The following is a 24744-nucleotide window of genomic DNA, read 5'->3' as shown; positions in this document are numbered from 1 at the left end:
TGCGACCGTGGGCCCTTCGGCGTGCGACCCCTGGGTGGAGTCCGGTGCAGCGGCCCGGGGCGTCCCTGTCCTCGATCGCCGGACGGGCTTGATGGGTGCGCCGGCCCCGGTACGGGGTCGCGCCGCCCGTGGTGCGGTGGTGGGTGGCCCGGGGCCACTCCGGGGCCCGACCGGCCGTCGCGCGTCTGCGGCGATTCGTTCGTCCGGGGGTAGGGCGCAAGGGATGCAGGGGTGGGGCCGTTCAGGGGAACGGAGTCCCCGCAGGGGCGGGCGAACGTGCCGGTACGCACTCGAGCCCGTCCGGCGATCGAGGACGGAACCCTCGCCCCGGACCCGGGCAGCAAAAAACGCCGGGATGCCGGGGCCCGAATGGGGACCCGGTCAACCCGGCGTTACGTTTCTTCGCGGCTTCAGACCCGCACGTCAGCCCTCGTCGTGGGCGACCGCGCGGCGCGCGTCCGCGTCCAGGACGCCCCAGCTGATCAGCTGCTCGGTGAGCACGGACGGCGACTGGTCGTAGATCACGGCCAGCGTGCGCAGGTCGTCCTGGCGGATCGAGAGCACCTTGCCGTTGTAGTCACCGCGCTGGCTCTGGATCGTCGCCGCATAGCGCTGCAGCGGTCCGGCCTTCTCCGGCGGGACGTGGGCGAGGCGCTCCAGGTCCAGGACAAGCTTGGGCGGCGGCTCGGCGGCCCCGCCGGGCGTCGTGCCGGGCAGAAGCTCCTGCACCGGGACACCGTAGAAGTCCGCCAGCTCGGCGAGACGCTGTACGGTCACGGCACGGTCGCCGCGCTCGTACGAACCGACCACGACGGCCTTCCAGCGGCCCTGGGACTTCTCCTCCACGCCGTGGAGGGAGAGGCCCTGCTGGGTGCGGATTGCGCGGAGCTTGGCCCCGAGCTGTTTTGCGTATTCGCTGGACATAAGGCTCCCCGGACGAAGTCTGGTAACTCACTGTGAGGTTACGCAGCGTTACTTGGATGCGTCAAGCCGAGTGGTCCGCACCGGCACCTCCCGGGGTTGTGACCAAGGCTCCGCGCAAGGCCTGGTAACGTTGATGAAGCAAATTTCGACGTCCTTTAAGGTCCGTCCAGTGAGGCGGAGAAGGAGGTCCGTTTCTTATGGACGCACAGCACGAAGCCACCGGCAATGCGGCACGCCCCGTTCTCGAGGCTCCCGACATCGCCCGAGTTCTGACTCGAATCGCCCACGAAATCGTCGAACGCGCCAAGGGCGCCGACGACGTGGTGCTCCTCGGCATCCCGACACGCGGCGTCTTCCTCGCCCGTCGGCTGGCCGACAAGCTCGAAGAGATCACCGGCCGGAAGGTGCCGGTCGGCTCCCTCGACATCACCATGTACCGCGACGACCTGCGACTGCGCCCGGCGCGCGCCCTGGCCCGCACCGAGATCCCCGGCGAGGGCATCGAGGGCCGGCTGGTCGTCCTGGTGGACGATGTGCTCTTCTCCGGCCGTACGATCCGCGCCGCGCTCGACGCGCTCGGCGACATCGGCCGCCCCCGCGCGGTGCAACTCGCGGTCCTTGTCGACCGTGGCCACCGCGAACTCCCGATCCGCGCCGATTACGTCGGCAAGAACCTCCCCACGTCGCTGCGGGAGACGGTCAAGGTCCAGCTCGCCGAGGAGGACGGCCGCGACGCCGTGCTGCTCGGTGTCCAGCAGACCGCCCCGGCGGGCGCGCAGTAGCTGCACTCACCCGTACGGCCGACATCCGGTCGTACGACTGCTTCCGCACGCCCGCATGCCTGAACCCTCCAGCCACCCGGAGAACACCCAGATGAAGCGTCACCTCATCTCGGCCGCCGACCTCACCCGCGACGACGCCGTGCTGATCCTCGACACCGCCGAGGAGATGGCCCGCGTCGCCGACCGGCCGATCAAGAAGCTCCCGACCCTGCGCGGCCGCACCGTCGTCAACCTCTTCTTCGAGGACTCGACGCGTACCCGCATCTCCTTCGAGGCCGCCGCCAAGCGCCTCTCCGCCGATGTCATCAACTTCTCCGCGAAGGGCTCGTCCGTCTCCAAGGGCGAGTCGCTCAAGGACACCGCGCTGACCCTGGAGGCGATGGGCGCGGACGCCGTCGTCATCCGGCACGGTGCCTCCGGCGCCCCGTACCGCCTCGCCACCTCCGGCTGGATCGACGGTGCCGTCGTCAACGCCGGTGACGGCACGCACGAGCACCCCACCCAGGCGCTCCTGGACGCCTTCACCATGCGCCGCAGGCTGGTCGGAGCCGATGCCGGGCTCGGCCGGGACCTGGAAGGACGACGGATCACGATCGTCGGCGACATCCTGCACAGCCGGGTCGCCCGCTCCAACGTGCACCTGCTGAACACCCTCGGCGCCCACGTCACGCTGGTGGCCCCGCCGACCCTGGTCCCGGTCGGTGTCGAGCAGTGGCCGTGCGACGTCAGCTACAGCCTCGACGAGGTGCTGCCGAAGTCCGACGCGGTGATGATGCTGCGTGTGCAGCGTGAACGGATGAACGCCGCGTACTTCCCGACCGAGCGCGAGTACTCACGCCGCTACGGCCTGGACGGCGAGCGCATGGCGAAGATGCCCGGGCACGCCATCGTCATGCACCCCGGCCCGATGGTCCGCGGCATGGAGATCACCGCCGAGGTCGCCGACTCCGACCGGTGCACGGTCGTCGAGCAGGTCGCCAACGGCGTCTCGATCCGCATGGCGGTCCTGTATCTGCTGCTGGGCGGCTCCGAGCCCGCCGCACCCTCCCACCCGTCGCCCGCCGCCACCCTTGATCGAAGCGCTGCGCGCCCTGCCGATTCCGAGGAGAACAAGTAACCATGAGCAAGATCCTTATTCGCGGCGCGAAGGTCCTCGGTGGCGAGCCGCAGGACGTCCTGATCGACGGCGAGACCATTGCACAGGTCGGTACCGGTATCGATGCCGGTGACGCCGTGGTGGTCGAGGCCGAGGGACAGATCCTGCTCCCCGGGCTGGTCGACCTCCACACCCACCTGCGCGAGCCCGGCCGTGAGGACTCCGAGACCGTCCTCACCGGCACCAAGGCCGCGGCAGTCGGCGGCTTCACCGCCGTGCACGCCATGGCCAACACGTTCCCCGTCGCCGACACCGCCGGCGTCGTCGAGCAGGTCTGGCGGCTCGGCAAGGAGTCCGGCTACTGCGACGTGCAGCCGATCGGCGCCGTCACCGTCGGCCTGGAGGGCAAGCACCTCGCCGAGCTCGGCGCCATGCACGATTCGGCCGCCGGAGTGAAAGTCTTCTCCGACGACGGCAAGTGCGTCGACGACGCCGTGATCATGCGGCGCGCGCTGGAGTACGTGAAGGCGTTCGACGGTGTCGTCGCCCAGCACGCCCAGGAGCCCCGCCTCACCGAGGGCGCCCAGATGAACGAGGGCATCGTCTCGGCCGAGCTCGGCCTCGGAGGCTGGCCTGCCGTCGCCGAGGAGTCGATCATCGCCCGCGATGTCCTCCTCGCCGCCCACGTCGACTCCCGGGTGCACATCTGCCACCTGTCGACCGCCGGCTCCGTCGAGATCGTCCGCTGGGCCAAGTCCAAGGGCTGGAACGTCACCGCCGAGGTCACCCCGCACCACCTGCTCCTCACCGACGAACTCGTACGGTCGTACAACCCGGTCTACAAGGTGAACCCGCCGCTGCGTACCGAGGCCGATGTGATGGCCCTGCGCGAGGCGCTCGCCGACGGCACGATCGACTGCGTCGCCACCGACCACGCCCCGCACCCGCGCGAGGACAAGGACTGCGAGTGGGCCGCGGCCGCCATGGGCATGGTGGGCCTGGAGACGGCGCTCTCGGTCGTCCAGCAGACGATGGTCGAGACCGGTCTGCTCGACTGGTCGGGTGTCGCGGACCGGATGTCCGTCCGCCCCGCGGCCATCGGTCGCCTGGAAGGACACGGCCGTCCCGTCTCGGCCGGTGAGCCTGCCAACCTCACGCTGGTCGATCCGGCATACCGTGGAGTCGTGGACCCCGCGGGCTTCGCCTCCCGCAGCCGCAACACCCCGTACGAGGGGCGCGAGCTGCCGGGTCGCGTCACCCACACGTTCCTGCGGGGCCGTGCCACGGTCGTCGACGGGAAGCTCGCGTGACATCACTCACCCCCCTGTACCAGCTGGCCGCCGAGCAGAAGTCGGCGGACGTGACCGACCTGTCCGCCCGCATCAGCTGGGTGATCGGACTCGTCGTCTTCATCGCCTTCGTCTACTGGCTGATGCGCCAGGGATGGAAGTGGCGGGGAAGCCTGCAGTCGGACCTGCCGGAGCTGCCCGCCACGCCGGACGGGTACGCGGCACAGCCACCCCTGCTGACGATGACCGGCCGCTACCACGCCTCGACGACCGCCGGGCAGTGGCTCGACCGGATCGTCGCCCACGGCCTCGGCACCCGCAGCCGCGTCGAGCTCACACTGACCGAACAGGGTCTCGACGTCGTACGCCCCGGGGCGGCCGACTTCTTCGTCCCGGCAGCGCAGCTGCGTGACGCCCGGCTCGACAAGGGCATCGCGGGCAAGGTCCTCCCCGAGGGCGGCCTGCTGATCATCACCTGGGCGCTCGGCGACACGCTGATCGACTCCGGCTTCCGCTCCGACCACTCGGCCGAACACCCGGCCTGGGTCGACGCCATCCACCACCTCACCGACAGCACTACGGAAGGCATCGCGCGATGACGACCTCCACCCGGGGAGCCTCCAGGGTTCCCGCCGTACTCGTCCTGGAGGACGGCCGCGCCTTCCGCGGCCGCGCCTATGGGGCCGTGGGGGAGACCTTCGGCGAGGCGGTGTTCTCCACCGGCATGACGGGCTACCAGGAGACGCTGACCGACCCGTCGTACCACCGCCAGGTCGTCGTGATGACTGCCCCACACGTCGGCAACACCGGTGTGAACGACGAGGACCCCGAGTCGCAGCGGATCTGGGTCGCCGGATACGTGGTGCGCGACCCCGCGCGGCTGCCCTCCAACTGGCGCTCGCAGCGCTCGCTCGACGAGGAGCTGGAGCGCCAGGGCGTCGTCGGCATCAGCGGCATCGACACCCGCGCCCTCACCCGCCACCTGCGCGAGCGCGGTGCCATGCGCGTCGGCATCTTCTCCGGTGACGCCGTCGCCGACGAGGCCACGCTGCTGGCCCGCGTCAAGGAAGCCCCCGAGATGGTGGGCGCCGACCTCTCCGCCGAGGTCGCGACCAAGGAGACGTACGTCGTCCCCGCGATCGGCACGAAGAAGTTCACCGTCGCCGCGATCGACCTCGGCATCAAGGGCATGACCCCGCACCGGATGGCCGAGCGCGGCATCGAGGTGCACGTCCTGCCCGCCACCGCCACCCTCGACGAGGTGTACGCGGTCGAGCCCGACGGGGTCTTCTTCTCCAACGGCCCCGGCGACCCGGCCACCGCCGACCACCCGGTCTCCGTCATGCAGGGCGTCCTGGAGCGGAAGACGCCGCTCTTCGGCATCTGCTTCGGCAACCAGATCCTGGGTCGTGCCCTCGGCTTCGGCACCTACAAGCTGAAGTACGGCCACCGCGGCATCAACCAGCCGGTGCAGGACCGAACGACCGGCAAGGTCGAGGTCACCGCTCACAACCACGGCTTCGCCGTCGACGCTCCGCTGGACAAGGTGTCCGACACGAAGTTCGGCCGCGCCGAGGTCTCCCACGTCTGCCTGAACGACCAGGTCGTCGAGGGACTGCAACTCCTCGACCGGCCGGCCTTCAGCGTCCAGTACCACCCCGAGGCAGCCGCCGGCCCGCACGACGCCGCTTACCTCTTCGACCGTTTCGTATCCCTGATGGAGGGCCAGCGTGCCTAAGCGCTCCGATATCCAGTCCGTCCTGGTCATCGGCTCCGGCCCGATCGTCATCGGACAGGCCGCCGAGTTCGACTATTCCGGCACCCAGGCCTGCCGCGTCCTCAAGGCCGAGGGCCTGCGCGTCATCCTGGTGAACTCCAACCCGGCGACGATCATGACCGACCCGGAGATCGCCGACGCCACGTACGTCGAGCCGATCACCCCCGAGTTCGTCGAGAAGATCATCGCCAAGGAGCGCCCCGACGCGCTGCTCCCGACGCTGGGCGGCCAGACCGCGCTCAACACCGCGATCTCCATGCACGAGAAGGGTGTCCTGGAGAAGTACGGCGTCGAGCTCATCGGCGCCAATGTCGAGGCCATCAACAAGGGCGAGGACCGGGACCTCTTCAAGGGCGTCGTCGAAGCCGTCAACGCCAAGATCGGCCACGGCGAGTCCGCCCGCTCCGTCATCTGCCACTCGATGGACGACGTCCTCAAGGGCGTCGAGACGCTCGGCGGCTACCCCGTCGTCGTCCGCCCCTCCTTCACCATGGGCGGCGCCGGCTCCGGCTTCGCGCACGACGAGGAGGAGCTGCGCCGGATCGCCGGTCAGGGCCTCACGCTCTCCCCGACCACCGAGGTGCTCCTGGAGGAGTCCATCCTCGGCTGGAAGGAGTACGAGCTGGAGCTGATGCGCGACAAGCACGACAACGTCGTGGTCGTCTGCTCCATCGAGAACTTCGACCCGATGGGCGTCCACACGGGTGACTCGATCACCGTGGCCCCGGCGATGACGCTCACCGACCGCGAGTACCAGCGGCTGCGCGACATCGGCATCGCGATCATCCGCGAGGTCGGCGTCGACACCGGCGGCTGCAACATCCAGTTCGCCATCGATCCGACCGACGGCCGCGTCATCGTGATCGAGATGAACCCGCGCGTCTCCCGCTCCTCGGCGCTGGCGTCGAAGGCCACCGGCTTCCCGATCGCCAAGATCGCCGCCAAGCTGGCCGTCGGCTACACGCTCGACGAGATCCCCAACGACATCACCGAGAAGACCCCGGCCTCCTTCGAGCCGACGCTCGACTACGTCGTGGTCAAGGCCCCGCGGTTCGCGTTCGAGAAGTTCCCGTCCGCCGACTCCACCCTCACCACCACCATGAAGTCGGTGGGCGAGGCCATGGCGATCGGCCGCAACTTCACCGAGGCGCTGCAGAAGGCGCTGCGCTCCCTGGAGAAGAAGGGCTCGCAGTTCACCTTCATCGGCGAGACCGGCGACAAGGCCGAGCTGCTGGCCGAGGCGGTCCGGCCGACCGACGGCCGTATCAACACCGTCATGCAGGCGATCCGGGCCGGCGCCACCCAGGAAGAGGTCTTCGACGCCACGAAGATCGACCCCTGGTTCGTCGACCAGCTGTTCCTGATCAAGGAGATCGCCGACGAGCTGGCCGCCGCCGACAAGCTCGACCCCGAGCTGCTCGCCGAGGCCAAGCGGCACGGCTTCTCCGACGCCCAGATCGCCGAGATCCGCGATCTGCGCGAGGACGTCGTCCGCGAGGTGCGGCACGCGCTCGGCATCCGCCCGGTCTACAAGACGGTCGACACCTGCGCCGCCGAGTTCGCCGCGAACACGCCGTACTTCTACTCCTCGTACGACGAGGAGAGCGAGGTCGCGACCCGCACCAAGCCCGCGGTGATCATCCTCGGCTCGGGCCCCAACCGCATCGGCCAGGGCATCGAGTTCGACTACTCCTGCGTCCACGCCTCCTTCGCGCTGAGCGACGCCGGCTACGAGACCGTGATGGTCAACTGCAACCCGGAGACGGTCTCCACCGACTACGACACCTCCGACCGCCTGTACTTCGAGCCGCTGACGCTCGAGGACGTGCTGGAGATCGTGCACGCCGAGTCCCTCGCGGGCCCGATCGCCGGTGTCATCGTCCAGCTCGGCGGCCAGACCCCGCTGGGCCTGTCGCAGGCGCTCAAGGACAACGGCGTGCCGATCGTCGGCACCTCGCCGGAGGCGATCCATGCCGCCGAGGACCGCGGCGCCTTCGGCCGCGTCCTGGCCGAGGCCGGGCTCCCGGCCCCCAAGCACGGCACCGCCACCACCTTCTCCGAGGCCAAGGCCATCGCCGACGAGATCGGCTACCCGGTCCTCGTACGCCCGTCGTACGTGCTCGGCGGCCGCGGCATGGAGATCGTGTACGACGAGACGCGGCTGTCCTCGTACATCGCCGAGTCCACCGAGATCAGCCCCACCCGGCCGGTCCTGGTCGACCGCTTCCTCGACGACGCCATCGAGATCGACGTCGACGCGCTGTACGACGGCACCGAGCTCTACCTCGGCGGCGTCATGGAGCACATCGAGGAGGCCGGCATCCACTCCGGCGACTCCGCCTGCGCGCTGCCCCCGATCACCCTCGGCGGCTACGACATCAAGCGGCTTCGGGCCTCCACCGAGGGCATCGCCAAGGGCGTCGGGGTCCGCGGACTGATCAACATCCAGTTCGCGCTCTCCGGCGACATCCTGTACGTCCTGGAGGCCAACCCGCGCGCCTCGCGAACCGTCCCCTTCACCTCGAAGGCGACCGCGGTCCCGCTCGCCAAGGCCGCCGCCCGCATCTCGCTGGGCGCGACCATCGCCGAGCTGCGCGAGGAGGGTCTGCTGCCGAAGAACGGCGACGGCGGCACCCTGCCGCTCGACGCGCCGATCTCGGTCAAGGAAGCCGTCATGCCGTGGTCGCGGTTCCGCGACATCCACGGCCGCGGTGTCGACACCGTCCTCGGCCCGGAGATGCGCTCCACCGGTGAGGTCATGGGCATCGACTCGGTCTTCGGCACGGCGTACGCCAAGTCGCAGGCCGGCGCGTACGGGCCGCTGCCCACCAAGGGCCGCGCGTTCATCTCCGTCGCCAACCGCGACAAGCGCTCGATGATCTTCCCGGCGCGCGAGCTGGTCGCCCACGGCTTCGAGCTGCTGGCCACCTCCGGCACCGCCGAGGTGCTCAAGCGCAACGGCATCCACGCCACGGTCGTGCGCAAGCAGTCCGAGGGCGTCGGACCGCAGGGCGAGAGGACCATCGTCCAGCTCATCCACGACGGCGAGGTCGACCTGATCGTCAACACGCCGTACGGAACGGGCGGCCGGCTCGACGGCTACGAGATCCGTACCGCGGCCGTCGCCCGGTCCGTGCCGTGCCTCACGACGGTCCAGGCGCTCGCCGCCGCCGTCCAGGGCATCGACGCACTCAACCACGGAGACGTCGGCGTACGTTCCCTCCAGGAACACGCGGAACATCTGACCGCGGCGCGCGACTAGCAGGCCCAGCAGGGGGACACCGGAAGCGGTGTCCCCCTCTCTGTGAGGACACCGAGGACACCCCGATGTACAAGTTCTTCTTCCAGCTGGTCTTCAAGCGGATGGACCCGGAGCAGGCCCACTACCTGGCCTTCCGGTGGATCCGTCTCGCGGCCCGCATCCCCGTGCTGCGTACGTTCGTCGCAGCGGCGCTCGCCCCCCGCTACAAGGAGCTGCGCACCGAGGCCCTCGGCCTGCGCATGCACGGCCCGTTCGGCCTCGCCGCAGGCTTCGACAAGAACGCCGTCGCGATCGACGGCATGTCGATGCTCGGCTTCGACCACATCGAGATCGGTACGGTCACCGGCGAGCCGCAGCCCGGCAATCCCAAGAAGCGCCTCTTCCGCCTTGTGGCGGACCGCGCGCTGATCAACCGCATGGGCTTCAACAACGAGGGCTCCGCGGCCGTGGCCGAGCGCCTGGCCACCCGCAACCCGGTCTTCCGGACCACGGTCGGCGTCAACATCGGCAAGACCAAGGTCGTGCCGGAGGCAGAAGCCGTCGGCGACTACGTGAAGTCGACCGAACGGCTCGCCCGCCACGCCGACTACCTCGTCGTCAACGTCTCCTCGCCCAACACGCCCGGCCTGCGCAACCTCCAGGCCACCGAAGCCCTGCGCCCGCTGCTCACCGCCGTGCGCGAGGCGGCCGACCGGACCGTCACCGACCGCCGGGTCCCGCTCCTCGTCAAGATCGCCCCTGATCTCGCGGACGAGGACGTCGACGCGGTCGCCGACCTCGCGGTCGAGCTGGGCCTGGACGGCATCATCGCCACCAACACCACCATCGCCCGCGAGGGCCTCGGGCTGAAGTCCTCGCCGTCGCTGGTCGAGGAGACCGGCGGACTCTCCGGCGCGCCCCTGAAGGCGCGTTCCCTGGAGGTCCTGCAGCGGCTCTACGCGCGCGTCGGCGACGAGATCACCCTCGTGGGGGTCGGCGGCATCGAGACCGCCGAGGACGCCTGGCAGCGCATCCTCGCCGGCGCCACCCTCGTCCAGGGCTACAGCGCCTTCATCTACGAGGGCCCGTTCTACGCCCGCGCGATCCACAAGGGCCTGGCCGCGCGCCTCGCAGCCTCCCCGTTCGCCACCCTCGCCGAGGCCGTCGGCGCCGAGACCCGGAAGGTCATGAAGTGACCATTGAACCCTTCGGCGCGCGGCTGCGCCGCGCCATGGACACCCGCGGGCCGCTCTGCGTCGGCATCGACCCGCACGCCTCGCTGCTCACCGCCTGGGGCCTGAACGACGACATCGCGGGCCTGGAGCGGTTCACCCGTACGGTCGTCGAGGCGCTGGCCGACCGGGTCGCCGTCCTCAAGCCGCAGTCCGCGTTCTTCGAGCGGTTCGGATCGCGCGGCATCGCCGTCCTGGAGAAGGCCGTAGAGGAGTCGCGGGCGGCCGGGGCGCTCGTCCTGATGGACGCCAAGCGCGGCGACATCGGCTCCACCATGGGCGCCTACGCGGCGACCTACCTGGACGAGGGCTCGCCGCTCTTCTCGGACGCGCTCACCGTCTCGCCGTACCTCGGCTTCGGTTCGCTGCGACCGGCGCTCGACGCGGCCGTCCTCTCCGGTTCGGGCGTCTTCGTCCTCGGCCTCACCTCCAACCCGGAGGGCGCCGAGGTGCAGCGCGCCACCGCCGCCGACGGCCGGTCGCTGGCCCAGCTGATGCTCGACCACGTGGCCGCCGAGAACGAGGGCGCCACGCCGCTCGGCTCGGTCGGTGCGGTGATCGGCGCCACACTCGGCGATGCGGGGGTGAACCTGGCGGTCAACGGACCGCTGCTGGCCCCCGGCATCGGTGCGCAGGGCGCCACCCCCGCCGATCTCCCGGGCGTCTTCGGCGCCGCGGTGGGCAATGTGCTGCCGAGCGTGAGCCGGGGCGTGCTGCGCCACGGACCCGACGCGTCCGGGCTGCGCGAAGCCGCCGATCGGCTCACGGACGAGGTCCGCGCGGCCGTCCCGGCAAGCTGACGATGCCACGTAAAAGCGTGTTGGCGGAATCCTGACCAAAAATCTCGGTAGTTATGCCTGAAATGCCCTGGTCGGCTAAGGCTGACCAGGACTTTTCGTCTGTTCTCGCTGACTCGGGCGGCCTTGGCCGCTAGTCTCCGTCGAGAGCCAACGTGCACAGGTTGTTCGTTGCTCACCAGGTGTGGGGCGATTAAGTTCCTCACCGGTCCGTATCCGACAGATCGACATCCGAGGTGACGTAGGCGTGGCTCTTCCGCCCCTTACCCCTGAACAGCGCGCAGCCGCGCTCGAAAAGGCCGCCGCGGCTCGCCGGGAGCGGGCCGAGGTCAAGAATCGACTCAAGCACTCCGGCGCTTCCCTCCACGAGGTCATCAAGCAGGGCCAGGAGAACGACGTCATCGGCAAGATGAAGGTCTCCGCCCTTCTCGAGTCCCTGCCCGGCGTGGGCAAGGTCCGCGCCAAGCAGATCATGGAGCGGCTCGGGATCTCCGAGAGCCGCCGGGTCCGGGGTCTCGGCTCCAACCAGATTGCTTCCCTGGAGCGAGAGTTCGGCGGCTCTCCCGTCTGACGTTCTCAGGCACCCCTGAGAACGGGGATAATCGCTCCATGGCTGCAACATCCCGGGGGACGTCCCCCGTACCCCCGGACGTACGTCCGCGGCTGACCGTGCTCTCCGGCCCCTCCGGGGTCGGCAAGAGCACGGTCGTCGCTCATATGCGCAAGGTCCACCCAGAGGTCTGGCTCTCGGTGTCGGCGACGACCCGTCGGCCGCGCCCCGGCGAGCGCAACGGCGTCCACTACTTTTTCGTGGACAACGACGAGTTCGACAAGCTGATCGCCAACGGCGAGCTGCTCGAGTGGGCCGAGTTCGCCGGCAACCGCTACGGCACACCGCGCCGGGCCGTGCTCGAACGCCTGGAGGCGGGCGAACCGGTCCTCCTGGAGATCGATCTCCAGGGGGCGCGACTGGTCCGTCAGTCGATGCCCGACGCGAGGCTGGTCTTCCTCGCCCCGCCCAGCTGGGACGAGCTGGTGCGCCGGCTCACCGGCCGCGGAACCGAGGCGCCGGACGTCATCGAGCGACGGCTCGCCGCCGCGAAGGTCGAACTCGCCGCCGAATCCGAGTTCGATACGACGCTGGTCAACACCTCCGTCGAGGACGTGGCACGCGAGCTGCTAGCCTTGATGTTGCAGACTTCCGCCCGCCGTGAGAGCAGCGACTGACGCAGCCGACCCGGATCGCCACCCCGGCGGAACCCGCACTGTCAAAGATCTCTTTGATTTTTACCCCCTTCGGAAGGCAGAGAGTGTCCTCTTCCATCACCACGCCCGAGGGCATCATCAACCCGCCGATTGATGAGCTCCTCGAGGCCACCGACTCGAAGTACAGCCTTGTGATCTACGCCGCCAAGCGCGCGCGCCAGATCAATGCGTACTACTCGCAGCTCGGCGAGGGCCTCCTCGAGTACGTCGGTCCGCTCGTCGACACGCACGTGCACGAGAAGCCGCTGTCGATCGCGCTCCGCGAGATCAACGCGGGCCTGCTGACCTCCGAGGCCATCGAAGGCCCCGCGCAGTAAGCAGGAATTGCACCTTCACCACAGGCCCGGCGGTCACCACTGCCGGGCCTGTGGTGTGTCCGGGGCTGTGGGAGCCGCTCGGACGCCGTGAGGCAGCATGGGGGTGTACGTATCCGAGTACGTACCCGAGTGCGGGGAGACGCAGTGGAGAAGCCGAAGGTCGTTCTGGGGGTCAGCGGGGGCATCGCCGCCTACAAGGCGTGTGAGCTGCTGCGGCGGCTGACCGAGTCCGGTCATGACGTACGCGTCGTCCCGACCGGGTCGGCGCTGAACTTCGTGGGCGCCGCGACCTGGTCGGCGCTCTCCGGTCACCCCGTGTCGACCGAGGTGTGGAACGACGTCCACGAGGTGCCGCACGTGCGCATCGGCCAGGGCGCCGACCTCGTCGTGGTCGCCCCCGCCACCGCCGACATGCTGGCCAAGGCCGCCCACGGCCTCGCCGACGACCTCCTTACCAACACGCTCCTCACCGCCCGCTGTCCGGTGGTCTTCGCGCCCGCCATGCACACCGAGATGTGGGAGCACCCCGCCACGCAGGAGAACGTCGCCACGCTCCGCCGGCGCGGCGCCGTCGTCATCGAGCCGGCCGTCGGCCGACTCACCGGCGTCGACACCGGCAAGGGCCGGCTGCCCGACCCCGGCGAGATCTTCGAGGTCTGCCGCCGGGTGCTGGCCCGCGGGCCCGTCGAACCCGATCTGGCGGGCCGCCACGTGGTGATCAGCGCGGGCGGTACCCGGGAGCCGCTCGACCCGGTCCGCTACCTCGGCAACCGCTCCTCCGGCAAGCAGGGGTACGCGCTCGCCCGCACCGCGGTCGCCCGCGGCGCCCGCGTCACCCTCATCGAGGCCAACACCGGAATGCCCGACCCGTCCGGCGCCGATGTCGTGCGGGTCGGCACCGCGGTGCAGCTGCGAGAAGCCGTGCTGAAGGCCGCGTCCGACGCCGATGTCGTGGTGATGGCGGCCGCGGTCGCCGACTTCCGCCCGGCCGAGTACGCCCAGGGGAAGATCAAGAAGAAGGACGGCCAGGAGCCCGCCCCGATCACGCTCGTACGCAATCCCGACATCCTCGCCGAGGTCTCCGCCGAGCGGGCCACGCCGGGCCAGATCGTCGTCGGCTTCGCCGCCGAGACCGACAACGTCCTCGCCAACGGCCGGGAGAAGCTCCGCCGCAAGGGCTGCGATCTCCTTGTCGTCAATGAGGTGGGGGAGCGCAAGACCTTCGGTTCCGAGGAGAACGAAGCGGTGGTGCTCGCGGCCGACGGCGGCGAGACCCCCGTGCCCTACGGCCCCAAGGAAGGACTCGCCGACACGATCTGGGATCTTGTGTCGGCACGTTTCGTGTGAATTCCCCGTTTCTCCCCTCTCTGGAGCCCAAAATCCCTTAAAAATGGGCATACAGGGCTTCTTTGGGGAGTGATTGTCGTACCGCAGCAAGCAGTGCCGCACGTCACAGAACTTCCAAAAGGCGAGACACGTTGTCCGACAACCGATAGCGACCGATAAACTGGGTCGCGGACCGTGTCGGGCGCAGCTCCCGGAAGTCCGCCAATGATCAGCCAGCAGCCGCTGCAACCCCAGGGAGCGATGTGTCCCGCCGTCTCTTCACCTCGGAATCTGTCACCGAGGGTCACCCCGACAAGATCGCTGACCAGATCAGCGACACCATTCTCGACGCCCTCCTGCGCGAGGACCCGACTTCGCGCGTCGCCGTCGAGACCTTGATCACCACCGGTCTGGTGCATGTCGCGGGTGAGGTCACGACCAAGGCCTACGCCGACATCCCGACGCTGGTGCGCAACAAGATCCTGGAGATCGGTTACGACTCCTCCAAAAAGGGCTTCGACGGCGCCTCCTGCGGCGTCTCGGTGTCCATCGGCGCACAGTCCGCGGACATCGCGCAGGGCGTCGACACGGCGTACGAGAAGCGTGTCGAGGGCGACGAGGACGAGCTCGACAAGCAGGGCGCGGGCGACCAGGGCCTGATGTTCGGCTACGCCTGCGACGAGACCCCGGAGCTCATGCCGCTCCCGATCTACGTGGCGCACCGCCTCTCGCGCCGGCTGTCCGAGGTCCGCAAGAACGGGACCATCCCCTACCTGCGTCCCGACGGCAAGACGCAGGTCACCATCGAGTACGACGGCGACAAGGCCGTCCGTCTCGACACGGTCGTCGTCTCCTCGCAGCACGCCAGCGACATCGACCTCGACTCGCTGCTCGCCCCCGACATCCGCGAATTCGTCGTCGAGCACGTCCTCGCGCAGCTGATCGAGGACGGCATCAAGCTGGACACCGACGGTTACCGGCTGCTGGTGAACCCGACCGGCCGCTTCGAGATCGGCGGCCCGATGGGCGACGCCGGTCTGACCGGCCGCAAGATCATCATCGACACCTACGGCGGCATGGCCCGCCACGGCGGCGGTGCCTTCTCGGGCAAGGACCCGTCGAAGGTGGACCGCTCGGCGGCGTACGCGATGCGCTGGGTCGCCAAGAACGTCGTCGCAGCGGGCCTCGCGGCGCGCTGCGAGGTGCAGGTGGCGTACGCGATCGGCAAGGCCGAGCCGGTCGGCCTGTTCGTCGAGACGTTCGGCACCGCCGCGATCGAGACCGAGAAGATCGAGCACGCCATCGGCGAGGTCTTCGACCTCCGCCCGGCCGCGATCATCCGCGACCTCGACCTGCTGCGTCCGATCTACGCCCAGACCGCGGCGTACGGCCACTTCGGCCGCGAGCTTCCCGACTTCACCTGGGAGCGCACCGACCGCGTGGAAGCACTGCGCAAGGCGGCCGGGCTGTAAGCCTGCCGCTCTCGCCCGTACGCCGGGGCCCGGACGCCGCACGCGGTGTCCGGGCCCCGGCGCGTGCGGCCCCGACCGGCCGGGGAGAGCGGTCCCGGGCAGGGGCCGCTGTCAGTGGTGTCTGGTAGGAATTTGGCTGTGAGCAGCGACAACGAGCAGTCCGTGGAGCCCGAGGGTGGGGCGCCGGAGCAGCTTGCGCTCATTCGGGAGACCGTACGGAAGGCGAACGTGCCGCGGGCCAAGCCGCGGACCTGGCGGGGGGCCGCACTCGCCAAGGAGCTGCCCGTCGCCCGGGTGCTGGTCAACAAGGGTGTGCTCCACCTCGACCAGTACTTCGACTACGCCGTGCCGGAAGAGCTCGACGCCGAGGCGCAGCCCGGTGTGCGGGTTCGGGTGCGGTTCGGGGCCGGGGGGCGCAATGTCCGCGGCGGGCGCCGTGAGGGCGGCGGGCTGATCGACGGGTTCCTCATCGAACGGCGTGCCGAGTCGGACTACCCGGGGGCGCTCGCCGCGCTCGCCTATGTCGTATCGCCCGAGCCGGTGCTCGGACCCGAGCTCCTCGCCCTGTCCCGTGCGGTGGCCGACCGGTACGCGGGCAGTCTCGCCGATGTGCTGCAGCTCGCCGTGCCGCCCAGGAACGGACGGGCCGAGTCCAAGCCGTCGCCGGAACCGCTGCCGCCGCCTCCGGCGCCGTCGGCCGGGAGCTGGGAGCGGTACGAGCAGGGGCCCGCGTTCCTGCGGGCGCTGGCCGAGGGCGGGGCGCCCAGGGCCGTATGGACCGCGCTGCCGGGCCCGCACTGGTCGCAGGAGATCGCCAGGGCGGTCGCCGCGACCCTCGTCTCCGGGCGGGGTGCGCTCGTCGTCGTACCGGACGGGCGCAGTGCCGGGCGGGTGGACGCCGCGCTCACGGAGCTGCTGGGGGCGGGCCGCCATGCGCTGCTGACCGCCGACTCCGGGCCCGAGAAGCGGTACCGGGAGTGGCTCGCCGTGCGGCGCGGATCCGTGCGCGCGGTGGTCGGGACGCGGGCCGCCATGTTCGCACCGGTCGCGGATCTGGGCCTGGTCGCCGTGTGGGACGACGGCGACTCCAGCCACAGCGACGACAACGCCCCGTTCCCGCATGTCCGGGAGGTTCTGGAGCTGCGGGCCGCGCACGGCCGGTGCGCGTTCCTGCTCGGCGGGACGAACTGCACGGTGGAGGCCGCCCAGCTGGTGGAGAGCGGCTGGGCGCTGCCGCTGCGCGCGGACCGGGAACAGCTGCGGATCGCGGCGCCGCTGATCCGTACCGTCGGCGACGGCGAGCTGGCCCGGGACGGGGCGGCCCGGGCGGCGCGGCTGCCCAGCCTGGCCTGGCAGACCGTGCGGGACGGGCTGCGCAGTGGACCGGTGCTGGTGCAGGTGCCGCGTCGTGGGTACGCACCCCGGCTGGCCTGCGAGCGCTGCCGCGAGCCCGCCCGGTGCCGTCACTGCGCGGGACCGCTGGAGGCACCGGACCAGCGGGATCTCAACTGCGCCTGGTGCGGTCGGGCCGAAACCGCCTGGCACTGTGTCGCCTGCGGCGCCAACCGGCTGCGGGCCCGGATCGTCGGCGCCCGCCGGACCGCAGAGGAGCTCGGCCGGGCGTTCCCCGCCGTGCCGGTGCGCACGTCCGGGCGCGACCACATCCTGGACTCCGTGCCCGATGTGCCCGCGCTGGTGGTCAGCACCCCCGGCGCGGAGCCCGTCGCCGACGGCGGCTACGCGGCCGCGCTGCTGCTCGACGGCTGGGCGATGGTCGGGCGCCCCGACCTGAGGGCCGGCGAGGAGGCGCTGCGCCGCTGGACCGCCGCGGCCTCACTGGTACGGGGGCAGCAGGAAGGCGGCACGGTGGTGATCGTCGCCGAACCGACGCTGCGGCCGGTCCAGGCGCTGGTGCGCTGGGACCCGGTCGGCCACGCCCGCCGCGAGCTGGCGGAACGCGCCGAGCTGGGCTTCCCGCCGGTATCCCGGATGGCCTCGGTGACCGGCCCGCCGGAGGCGCTCGCCGCCTTCCTCGCCGCCGCGGAACTGCCGCCGGATGCGGAGGTACTCGGCCCGGTCCCGGTGCCGCGCACCGAACCCGGCAGACCGCGCAGACCGTGGGACGCGCCGGTGGGGGAGAGCTGGGAGCGGGCATTGCTCCGGGTGCCGCCGGGCAGCGGCGCCGCACTCGCCGCCGCTCTGAAGACGGCGCAGGCGGCGCGGATGGCCCGGGGGAACGGCGATCCGGTACGGATCAGGATCGATCCCCCGGACATCGGCTGACCGGACGTGCGCAAGTCACATACGACTGCCCCTCGTGCGTCGGGCACGGCGGGGCAGAGGGGGTTCGGTCAGCCGTTGCGCGGGCCGGGGAAGACGCCGGGGCGCAGGTCCTCGCGCAGGGACGGGCGGTCCGCCGAGGGCTGGGGAGGCATCGAGCGGGCCGCGGGTACGGCGGGCAGTACCGACGACGCGCCGGACCCGGGTGTCACGGGCAGGGGACGTGTCCCCGCGGTCTCCGCGGCCACCTCCGCCGCCCCCGGCTGCGGGGTGTTCCGGCGGGCGCCGTAGCGGCGATGGACCGCCTGCTTGGTGACTCCGAGTGCGGAGCCCACCGCGTCCCAGGAGAAGCCCAGCGAGCGGTCGAAGTCCACTGCCGCCGTCACCAGGGTTTCGACGCTGTCCCGCAGTTCCTGGGCCAGCCTGACGGTGGGGGCCGGGGCCCTGCCGTAGACGACGAAGCCCGTGGACGGGCCGGAGCGGCGCGGACGGTAGACGTTGCCCAGTTGGGCCGTGAGCGTGCGCAGTGCGTCCACCTGCCGCCGGACCCGCTCGATGTCCCGCACCAACAGATGCAGGCTGGCCCGCGCTTGGGCGTCGTGGGTTGCGTGGTCGGCCATGAAGAAGCCTCTCGAACCGGCGTTGAAAGGGGCCGGACCGCACCTGGCGGCCCGCTTCGGTCAATCTCTCTTGACCAACGCGTCACCCGGGGCTGTGGTCACGCTTCAGGGGCGTACGCGCATATGCGCGGGGCGCACGGTCGTGCGTACGCCCCCGCTCTGTTGCCGCCTAGACTGGTGCGTTGCTCGTCACCGTACGTTTCGGCCTGAGAGGCAGTCAGCCACCCATGAAGCTCGTCTTCGCAGGCACCCCCGAGGTAGCCGTACCCGCCCTGGACGCCCTGATCTCCTCCGGCCGGCACGAAGTGGCCGCCGTCGTCACCCGCCCCGACGCTCCCGCCGGACGCGGCCGTCGACTGGTCGCCAGCCCCGTCGCGGAGCGCGCCGAGGAAGCCGGGATCGAGGTGCTGAAGCCCGCCCGGCTGCGCGACGAGGACTTCCTCGCGCGGCTGCGGGAGATCGCCCCGGACTGCTGCCCGGTCGTCGCCTACGGGGCGCTGCTGCCCAAGACCGCGCTCGACATTCCCGCCCGCGGCTGGGTCAATCTGCACTTCTCGCTGCTCCCGGCCTGGCGTGGCGCGGCCCCCGTGCAGCACGCGGTGATGGCCGGGGACGAGGTCACCGGTGCCTCGACCTTCCTGATCGAGGAGGGACTCGACTCCGGGCCGGTGTACGGCGTCCTCACCGAGGAGGTACGGCCCACCGACACCAGCGGCGATCTGCTCACCCGGCTCGCCTTTGCCGGCTCCGGGCTGCTCGCCGCGACCATGGACGGCATCGAGGACGGCACCCTGCACGCCGTGCCGCAGCCGGAGGAGGGCGTCACCCTCGCACCGAAGATCACCGTCGAGGACGCCCAGGTGCAGTGGTCGGCGCCCGCGCTGCGGGTCGACCGGGTGGTGCGCGGCTGCACCCCCGCCCCCGGGGCGTGGACGCTCTTCCGGGGGGAACGCCTCAAGCTGATCCAGGCCGTGCCCGTCCTGGACCGCGCCGACCTGGCGCCCGGCGAGCTGTCCGCGTCCAAGAACAATGTGTACGTCGGCACCGGATCGCACGCCGTCGAGCTGCTCTGGGTCCAGCCCCAGGGCAAGAAGCCGATGCGGGCCGCGGACTGGGCGCGCGGGGTGCGGATCGCCCTGGGGGAGCTGATCGGGGTCTGAGCCCTGTCCGGCGGCATTGTCCGGCGGGGTCGCCGGACAGGCCGTCCGGTCGCCGGTCCTGTCCTCGATCGCCGGACGGGCTTGATCCGACGGCGACGTAGGCTGGGAGGGTTCGCCCCCTCACCATCAGCGGAGCACCTTTCACGTGAACGACCAGCAGCGTCGCCGTCCCGCCAAGCCGCATCGCCGGCCCCAGAAGGACCCGGTCCGGTTCCTCGCCTTCGAAGCCCTCAGGGCTGTCGACGAACGCGATGCGTACGCCAACCTCGTCCTGCCCCCGCTGCTGAAGAAGGCACGCGCCAAGGGCGACTTCGACGCCAGGGACGCGGCGCTGGCGACCGAGCTGGTCTACGGGACGCTGCGGCGCCAGGGCACGTACGACGCGATCGTCGCGTCCTGCATCGACCGGCCGCTGCGCGAGGTCGACCCGCCGGTCCTCGACGTGCTGAACATGGGCGTCCACCAGCTGCTCGGCACGCGTATCCCCACCCACGCCGCGGTCTCCGCCAGTGTGGAGCTGGCCCGGGTGGTGCTCGGCGAGGGACGGGCGAAGTTCGTCAACGCCGTGCTGCGGAAGGTTGCCGCGGACGACCTCGACGGCTGGGTGGCGCGTGTCGCCCCGTCGTACGACGAGGACGCCGAGGACCACCTCGCCGTCGTGCACTCGCACCCGCGGTGGATCGTCTCGGCCCTCTGGGACGCGCTGGGCGGCGGCCGCGCCGGGATCGAGGATCTCCTCGAAGCCGACAACGAACGGCCCGAGGTCACCCTCGTCGCCCGCCCCGGCCGTTCCACCACCGATGAGCTGTTCACGGCCCTCGGCGACGAGAACGGGCTGCCCGGCCGCTGGTCGCCCTATGCCGTACGGATGGCCGAGGGCGGCGAGCCCGGCGCCCTGGCCGCCGTGCAGGAAGGCCGTGCCGGAGTCCAGGACGAGGGCAGCCAGCTGGTGGCCACGGCCCTCGCCAACGCGCCGGTGGACGGCAGTGACACCCGGTGGCTCGACGGCTGCGCCGGGCCGGGCGGTAAGGCCGCGCTGCTCGCCGCCCTCGCCGCCGAACGCGGCGCTGCCCTGCTCGCAGCCGAGAAGCAGCCGCACCGGGCCCGGCTCGTCGAGCGCGCGCTGGCAGGCAACCCCGGCCCGTACCAGGTCATCACCGCCGACGGCACCCGCCCGCCGTGGCAGCCCGACAGCTTCGACCGGGTCCTGATGGACGTCCCGTGCTCCGGCCTCGGCGCGCTGCGCCGGCGACCGGAGTCCCGCTGGCGCCGCCGCGCGGAGGACCTGGAGAGCTTCGCGCCGCTGCAACGGGGCCTGCTGCGGGAGGCATTGAAGGCCGTGCGGGTCGGCGGCATCGTCGGTTACGCGACCTGCTCGCCGCATCTCGCGGAGACCCGAGTGGTCGTCGAGGACGTGCTGAAGGGGCGCGGCGGTCAGCCGGTCGAGGCGGAGTGGGTGGACGCGCGCCCGCTGATGCCCGGTGTGCCCGCGCTGGGCGACGGACCCGACATCCAGCTGTGGCCGCATCTGCACGGCACGGACGCGATGTATCTGGCTCTGCTGCGGCGTACCGCGTAACGCCCGGTACCGCCGGCCTCACGCGGTGCGGTGACCTGTGCCGCGTGCGGCCGGTGGCGGAATGTCCATTCCGAGCGCCCGCAGCCGGTGTCCGGAACCGCGCGTAACGAAATTGCGGAACGAAACCCTCGCCCCTGCGGTGTGCGGTGCCGGGAGAAGGCCGCCGCCGCACGGCCTGTACCGCTGCCGATCGGGCCGACGCGGGCCGAATCGCCCGGATCGGGCAGCCGAAACCCTTGGATTTCGCGAACTGTAATGATCCCGTGAGGCTTTGGCCCGCACTCGGGCGGGGAAGTGCCGCGGAACATGGCAGGCTTGGCACATGGCCCAGATCAACCCGAGCATCCTGTCCGCCGACTTCGCTCGCCTCGCCGAGGAGGCGAAGGCCGTCGAAGGCGCCGACTGGCTTCATGTCGATGTCATGGACAACCACTTTGTGCCCAACCTGACCCTCGGCGTGCCCATCGTGGAATCGCTCAGCCGGGCCACGGACACTCCGCTGGACTGCCACCTGATGATCGACGACCCGGACCGCTGGGCGCCGCAGTACGTCGAGGCGGGGGCCGGCTCGGTCACCTTCCATGCGGAGGCCGCGGCAGCGCCGGTACGGCTGGCGCGGGAGATCCGGGCCAAGGGCGCCCGCGCCTCCATGGCGCTCAAGCCCGCGACGCCGATCGAGCCGTACGAGGACCTGCTCCCCGAGCTCGACATGCTGTTGATCATGACGGTGGAGCCGGGCTTCGGCGGCCAGGCCTTCCTGGACATCATGCTGCCGAAGATCCGCCGTACCCGTGAGCTGATCTCCAAGCACGGTCTGGAGCTGTGGCTCCAGGTCGACGGCGGGGTCTCGGAGTCCACCATCGAGCGGTGTGCCGAGGCCGGTGCGGACGTCTTTGTCGCCGGTTCCGCGGTGTACGGGGCCCAGGACCCGGCCGAGGCGGTACGCGCCCTGCGTGCCAGGGCGGACGGGACGATCGCCTCGGCGGCCTGGGCGTGCAACCACTGAAGCCGGCGGCGACGTCGGCAGTGACGACGGTTGGGCCCGGTTGCCGGTCGGCCCGGCCAAGGTCAGATGAACGCGGTCCGACGGGACCGATCAAGGATCGCCGGATCTGACAGGATGAACGGCGTATCGAGCGTGTGAACAGCAGTGAGGAGATCGCGGTGTCTGCTATGTCGGCGGGACGGTCCGCCCTGCGGATGGGGCCCGCGGAGCTGGTGCAGGCGGCGGCCATGGCCCGCCGCTTCTACCTCGAGGGAAAGTCGAAGATCCAGATCGCCGAGGAGTTCGGCGTCAGCCGCTTCAAGGTGGCCCGGGTCCTGGAGACGGCGCTCGAGCGTGACCTCGTACGGATCGAGATCCGGGTCCCCGCAGAGCTGGACGCGGAGCGTTCCGACGCGCTGCGGGCCCGCTACGGGCTGCGGCACGCGGTCGTCGTCGAGTCTCCCGCGGAGGAGCAGGACGACGCCCCGGACCCGGAGAACCTGGGTGAGGTCGCGGCCGATCTTCTCGGCGAACTGGTGAACGAAGGCGATGTCCTGGGCCTGGCCTGGGGCCGGTCCACCATCCACATGGCGGCGGCCCTCGACCGGCTGCCGCCGTGCACGGTCGTGCAGCTCACCGGGGTGTACGACGCGGGGACCGCCGAGCGCGGTTCGGTCGAGGCGGTCCGGCGGGCCGCCCAGGTCTCCGGTGGCGAGGCCCACCCGATCTATGCGCCGATGCTGCTGCCCGACCCGGCCACGGCCGCCGCGCTGCGCCACCAGACCGGCATCGCCCGCGCCTTCGAGTACTTCGACAAGGTGACGGTCGCCGCGGTCTCCATCGGCTCCTGGGAGCCGGGTATCTCCACCGTCCACGACATGCTGACCGACGAGGAGCGGGAGCACTACGCGTCGCTCGGCGTCGCCGCCGAGATGTCCGCGCACCTCTTCGACACGGAGGGGCGCCGGGTCGGCCGCGACCTGGGCGAGCGGTGCATCACCGTCGAGGCGGACCGGCTGCGGCGGATCCCCGAGGTGGTGGCGATCGCGGGCGGCCAGCGCAAGGCGGCGGCGATCGGGGCGGTCCTGCGGTCCGGTCTGGTCACCAGCCTGGTGACGGACACATCAGCCGCGGAATATCTGCTGACGGAGTCCGCGGCGCCGCGGCGTCCCGCACTGGAGCGGGCCGACCCGGACGGGGTCTGAGCGGGACCGGGCGGCGTCCTGGACGGGCCGCCCGGCGGGGCCACCGCGCCTCGGCCGCCGGACGGGCTCCACGCCCCGCCCGGTGGCCGATGCGATGCGCTCCGGGGTCAGTCCTGCCGTACGCCCAGGACCGTTGACTCCAGGTACTGCTGCGGCTCCTTGTACTGGCTGACGTCCGCCGGGTTGTAGCGCGGCGTCTGCCGTGACCAGTCCAGATTGCCGCGCATCCAGCTCCGCATCCCGTTCAGGTACGGGACGAGCATCCCGGACAGCAGCGGGTAGGCCGTCACCAGCTCGGCCTCGGCGGTCAGGAAGCGCTCCGTCTCCCTGGCGATCTCCGCGCAGACGTGCTCGAGCGCCTGCTGCTTGCCGTATCCGCGGTGGTGCCGGACCAGGTGGACGAGGTTGTGGATCTCGCCGAGGACCTGTTCCTTCTCGTACGAGTACACGTCATTGGCCCAGCACACGACATTGCACGAGGCTTCGAGAGCGACGATGAACCGGGGGTCGTTGTGGATCGACTCGGGTGCCTCGATACCGGCCACGATCTCTATCAGGTCCATGCAGACATGTATGGCGCCGGTGTGCCGCCGCTTGGCGATGTACGTCTCCTCGGACGGCACGACACCGTTCGCCCGGTTCCCCGCCTCCCAGGTGGCGGCCGTGGTGAGGTACGTGATCAGGTGCCAGGCGAACCGTCGCAGCCAGTGCGCGGCCGCGTTCGGCGTCGTCCGTTCCCACAGGTCGACCAGGGCGACCACCGCGGCCGGCAGCTCCTCGTCCGGCAGCGGGCCGACGCCGGTGCCCTGGACCACCGCGCGCATCAGCGCCACCACGTCGCGCACCCGGGCCGGGCTGCGGCCGAGATGGCCGTCGTCGAGCTGGTCGTCGACGAGAAACAGCCAGACGAACCAGTCGGCGACGAGATCGAGATTCTCGGCGTTCGCGGTCGGATACACCATGCCGACGAACGCGCCGAAGTCGGCTTGCTCGAAGCGCTCCCTGGCTGAATCCCGGTGTACCAGACCGGTGCTGCGCGTCCAGCTGTCGAGGTGTGCACGGGTATGCGCGACGTGCGGGTTCGTCTGCTGGGGGAACGGGCAGTAGATGTCCGGCAGTTCGTTCTCCACGGGCGGGTCTGGATCCTCTCCGGTCGTACGTGTGACGGAAGTCGGGGCCGTTCCGCCTGTTCCTCGGGACCTGGTTGCGACCCGCGGGACCTGCGCGTTTGAAGCTACCTGACCCCTTGTTATCAGGTCCAGGGAAGATGATCGCGAATGGTTGAAAGCTGGTCGGGTAGTGTCTGTGGGTAAGGCAGGTTCCACTTGCCCGGGACTCCCGCACGCGGCCCTTGTAGGAACGCACGAACGCGGGAGTCGTTTGCTGTGTCTTCAGG

Annotated in this window: 21 protein-coding genes; 18 read left to right on the top strand and 3 right to left on the bottom strand. The window is 70.7% G+C overall.

Features of this window, described 5'->3' with window-relative positions; translation table 11 throughout:
- Window positions 1-423: 423 nt before the first annotated feature.
- On the bottom strand, window positions 424-924 hold the full coding sequence (gene bldD, locus ACWCP8_RS08390) for a transcriptional regulator BldD (protein WP_014157378.1): 501 nt from the start codon (window positions 922-924) through the stop codon (window positions 424-426).
- 197 nt (window positions 925-1121) lie between these two features.
- Between bldD and pyrR the strand changes: the two genes are divergently transcribed.
- The 14 genes from pyrR (at window position 1122) to ACWCP8_RS08320 (ending at window position 17802) form a co-directional block, all read left to right on the top strand.
- The gene (gene pyrR, locus ACWCP8_RS08385) at window positions 1122-1706 is read left to right on the top strand and encodes a bifunctional pyr operon transcriptional regulator/uracil phosphoribosyltransferase PyrR (protein WP_267006215.1); all 585 of its coding nucleotides are present in this window, start codon (window positions 1122-1124) and stop codon (window positions 1704-1706) included.
- Window positions 1707-1797: 91 nt separating this feature from the next.
- A complete protein-coding gene (locus ACWCP8_RS08380) occupies window positions 1798-2823 on the top strand; it encodes an aspartate carbamoyltransferase catalytic subunit (RefSeq protein WP_352266261.1) in 1026 nt (341 codons plus the stop codon).
- A 2-nt stretch (window positions 2824-2825) separates the two neighbouring features.
- Window positions 2826-4112: a dihydroorotase gene (locus ACWCP8_RS08375; RefSeq protein ID WP_352266181.1), complete on the top strand. Its 1287-nt coding sequence runs from the start codon at window positions 2826-2828 to the stop codon at window positions 4110-4112.
- On the top strand, window positions 4109-4690 hold the full coding sequence (locus tag ACWCP8_RS08370; RefSeq protein ID WP_352266182.1) for a PH-like domain-containing protein: 582 nt from the start codon (window positions 4109-4111) through the stop codon (window positions 4688-4690). The genes ACWCP8_RS08375 and ACWCP8_RS08370 overlap by 4 nt, the downstream gene beginning before the upstream one ends.
- Window positions 4687-5829, top strand: a complete 1143-nt coding sequence (carA, locus tag ACWCP8_RS08365; RefSeq protein ID WP_352266183.1) for a glutamine-hydrolyzing carbamoyl-phosphate synthase small subunit — start codon at window positions 4687-4689, stop codon at window positions 5827-5829. The genes ACWCP8_RS08370 and carA overlap by 4 nt, the downstream gene beginning before the upstream one ends.
- The gene (gene carB, locus ACWCP8_RS08360; RefSeq protein ID WP_451114961.1) at window positions 5822-9130 is read left to right on the top strand and encodes a carbamoyl-phosphate synthase large subunit; all 3309 of its coding nucleotides are present in this window, start codon (window positions 5822-5824) and stop codon (window positions 9128-9130) included. The genes carA and carB overlap by 8 nt, the downstream gene beginning before the upstream one ends.
- 65 nt (window positions 9131-9195) lie before the next feature.
- On the top strand, window positions 9196-10305 hold the full coding sequence (locus ACWCP8_RS08355; RefSeq protein WP_451114959.1) for a quinone-dependent dihydroorotate dehydrogenase: 1110 nt from the start codon (window positions 9196-9198) through the stop codon (window positions 10303-10305).
- A complete protein-coding gene (pyrF, locus tag ACWCP8_RS08350; RefSeq protein WP_352266186.1) occupies window positions 10302-11141 on the top strand; it encodes an orotidine-5'-phosphate decarboxylase in 840 nt (279 codons plus the stop codon). The genes ACWCP8_RS08355 and pyrF overlap by 4 nt, the downstream gene beginning before the upstream one ends.
- Before the next feature lie 244 nt (window positions 11142-11385).
- The gene (locus ACWCP8_RS08345; protein WP_267006222.1) at window positions 11386-11709 is read left to right on the top strand and encodes an integration host factor; all 324 of its coding nucleotides are present in this window, start codon (window positions 11386-11388) and stop codon (window positions 11707-11709) included.
- Window positions 11710-11747: 38 nt separating this feature from the next.
- Entirely contained in the window at window positions 11748-12365 is a 618-nt protein-coding gene (gene gmk, locus ACWCP8_RS08340; RefSeq protein ID WP_326602506.1) for a guanylate kinase, read from the top strand.
- 83 nt (window positions 12366-12448) lie between these two features.
- A complete protein-coding gene (gene rpoZ, locus ACWCP8_RS08335) occupies window positions 12449-12721 on the top strand; it encodes a DNA-directed RNA polymerase subunit omega (protein ID WP_003970369.1) in 273 nt (90 codons plus the stop codon).
- Window positions 12722-12865: 144 nt separating this feature from the next.
- Window positions 12866-14068 (top strand): bifunctional phosphopantothenoylcysteine decarboxylase/phosphopantothenate--cysteine ligase CoaBC, encoded by a 1203-nt coding sequence (gene coaBC / locus ACWCP8_RS08330; RefSeq protein WP_352266187.1) that lies wholly within the window; start codon window positions 12866-12868, stop codon window positions 14066-14068.
- A gap of 242 nt (window positions 14069-14310) precedes the next feature.
- Entirely contained in the window at window positions 14311-15519 is a 1209-nt protein-coding gene (gene metK, locus ACWCP8_RS08325; RefSeq protein ID WP_352266188.1) for a methionine adenosyltransferase, read from the top strand.
- A gap of 138 nt (window positions 15520-15657) precedes the next feature.
- Window positions 15658-17802, top strand: a complete 2145-nt coding sequence (locus ACWCP8_RS08320) for a primosomal protein N' (RefSeq protein WP_451114955.1) — start codon at window positions 15658-15660, stop codon at window positions 17800-17802.
- 68 nt (window positions 17803-17870) lie between these two features.
- Here the strand turns inward: ACWCP8_RS08320 and ACWCP8_RS08315 are convergent, their stop codons facing one another.
- Window positions 17871-18419 (bottom strand): hypothetical protein, encoded by a 549-nt coding sequence (locus ACWCP8_RS08315; protein WP_352266190.1) that lies wholly within the window; start codon window positions 18417-18419, stop codon window positions 17871-17873.
- 227 nt (window positions 18420-18646) lie between these two features.
- Between ACWCP8_RS08315 and fmt the strand changes: the two genes are divergently transcribed.
- The 4 genes from fmt (at window position 18647) to ACWCP8_RS08295 (ending at window position 23348) form a co-directional block, all read left to right on the top strand.
- Window positions 18647-19579 (top strand): methionyl-tRNA formyltransferase, encoded by a 933-nt coding sequence (gene fmt / locus ACWCP8_RS08310; RefSeq protein ID WP_352266191.1) that lies wholly within the window; start codon window positions 18647-18649, stop codon window positions 19577-19579.
- A 145-nt stretch (window positions 19580-19724) separates the two neighbouring features.
- On the top strand, window positions 19725-21158 hold the full coding sequence (locus ACWCP8_RS08305) for an RsmB/NOP family class I SAM-dependent RNA methyltransferase (protein WP_352266192.1): 1434 nt from the start codon (window positions 19725-19727) through the stop codon (window positions 21156-21158).
- A gap of 322 nt (window positions 21159-21480) precedes the next feature.
- Window positions 21481-22164, top strand: a complete 684-nt coding sequence (gene rpe, locus ACWCP8_RS08300) for a ribulose-phosphate 3-epimerase (RefSeq protein WP_352266193.1) — start codon at window positions 21481-21483, stop codon at window positions 22162-22164.
- A gap of 167 nt (window positions 22165-22331) precedes the next feature.
- Entirely contained in the window at window positions 22332-23348 is a 1017-nt protein-coding gene (locus ACWCP8_RS08295) for a sugar-binding transcriptional regulator (RefSeq protein WP_267008164.1), read from the top strand.
- Window positions 23349-23455: 107 nt separating this feature from the next.
- Here the strand turns inward: ACWCP8_RS08295 and ACWCP8_RS08290 are convergent, their stop codons facing one another.
- Window positions 23456-24478, bottom strand: coding sequence for a terpene synthase family protein (locus ACWCP8_RS08290; RefSeq protein WP_451114952.1), 1023 nt, complete (start codon window positions 24476-24478; stop codon window positions 23456-23458).
- Between the last annotated feature and the right edge of the window lie 266 nt (window positions 24479-24744).

The sequence above is a fragment of the Streptomyces sp. NPDC002206 genome (genome assembly GCF_053593595.1).
Note: the sequence above shows the minus strand (reverse complement) of the source record. Positions and strands in the feature narration are given on the sequence as shown.

What these genes read in the sequence shown, in the direction of transcription:
- ACWCP8_RS08375 (WP_352266181.1), top strand. Translation starts at nt 2,826, where the DNA reads ATGAGCAAGATCCTTATTCGCGGCGCGAAGGTCCTCGGTGGCGAGCCG.
- gmk (WP_326602506.1), top strand. Translation starts at nt 11,748, where the DNA reads ATGGCTGCAACATCCCGGGGGACGTCCCCCGTACCCCCGGACGTACGT.
- ACWCP8_RS08295 (WP_267008164.1), top strand. Translation starts at nt 22,332, where the DNA reads ATGTCGGCGGGACGGTCCGCCCTGCGGATGGGGCCCGCGGAGCTGGTG.
- carA (WP_352266183.1), top strand. Translation starts at nt 4,687, where the DNA reads ATGACGACCTCCACCCGGGGAGCCTCCAGGGTTCCCGCCGTACTCGTC.
- rpe (WP_352266193.1), top strand. Translation starts at nt 21,481, where the DNA reads ATGGCCCAGATCAACCCGAGCATCCTGTCCGCCGACTTCGCTCGCCTC.
- bldD (WP_014157378.1), bottom strand. Translation starts at nt 924, where the DNA reads ATGTCCAGCGAATACGCAAAACAGCTCGGGGCCAAGCTCCGCGCAATC.
- fmt (WP_352266191.1), top strand. Translation starts at nt 18,647, where the DNA reads ATGAAGCTCGTCTTCGCAGGCACCCCCGAGGTAGCCGTACCCGCCCTG.
- ACWCP8_RS08315 (WP_352266190.1), bottom strand. Translation starts at nt 18,419, where the DNA reads ATGGCCGACCACGCAACCCACGACGCCCAAGCGCGGGCCAGCCTGCAT.
- ACWCP8_RS08380 (WP_352266261.1), top strand. Translation starts at nt 1,798, where the DNA reads ATGAAGCGTCACCTCATCTCGGCCGCCGACCTCACCCGCGACGACGCC.
- ACWCP8_RS08355 (WP_451114959.1), top strand. Translation starts at nt 9,196, where the DNA reads ATGTACAAGTTCTTCTTCCAGCTGGTCTTCAAGCGGATGGACCCGGAG.
- pyrR (WP_267006215.1), top strand. Translation starts at nt 1,122, where the DNA reads ATGGACGCACAGCACGAAGCCACCGGCAATGCGGCACGCCCCGTTCTC.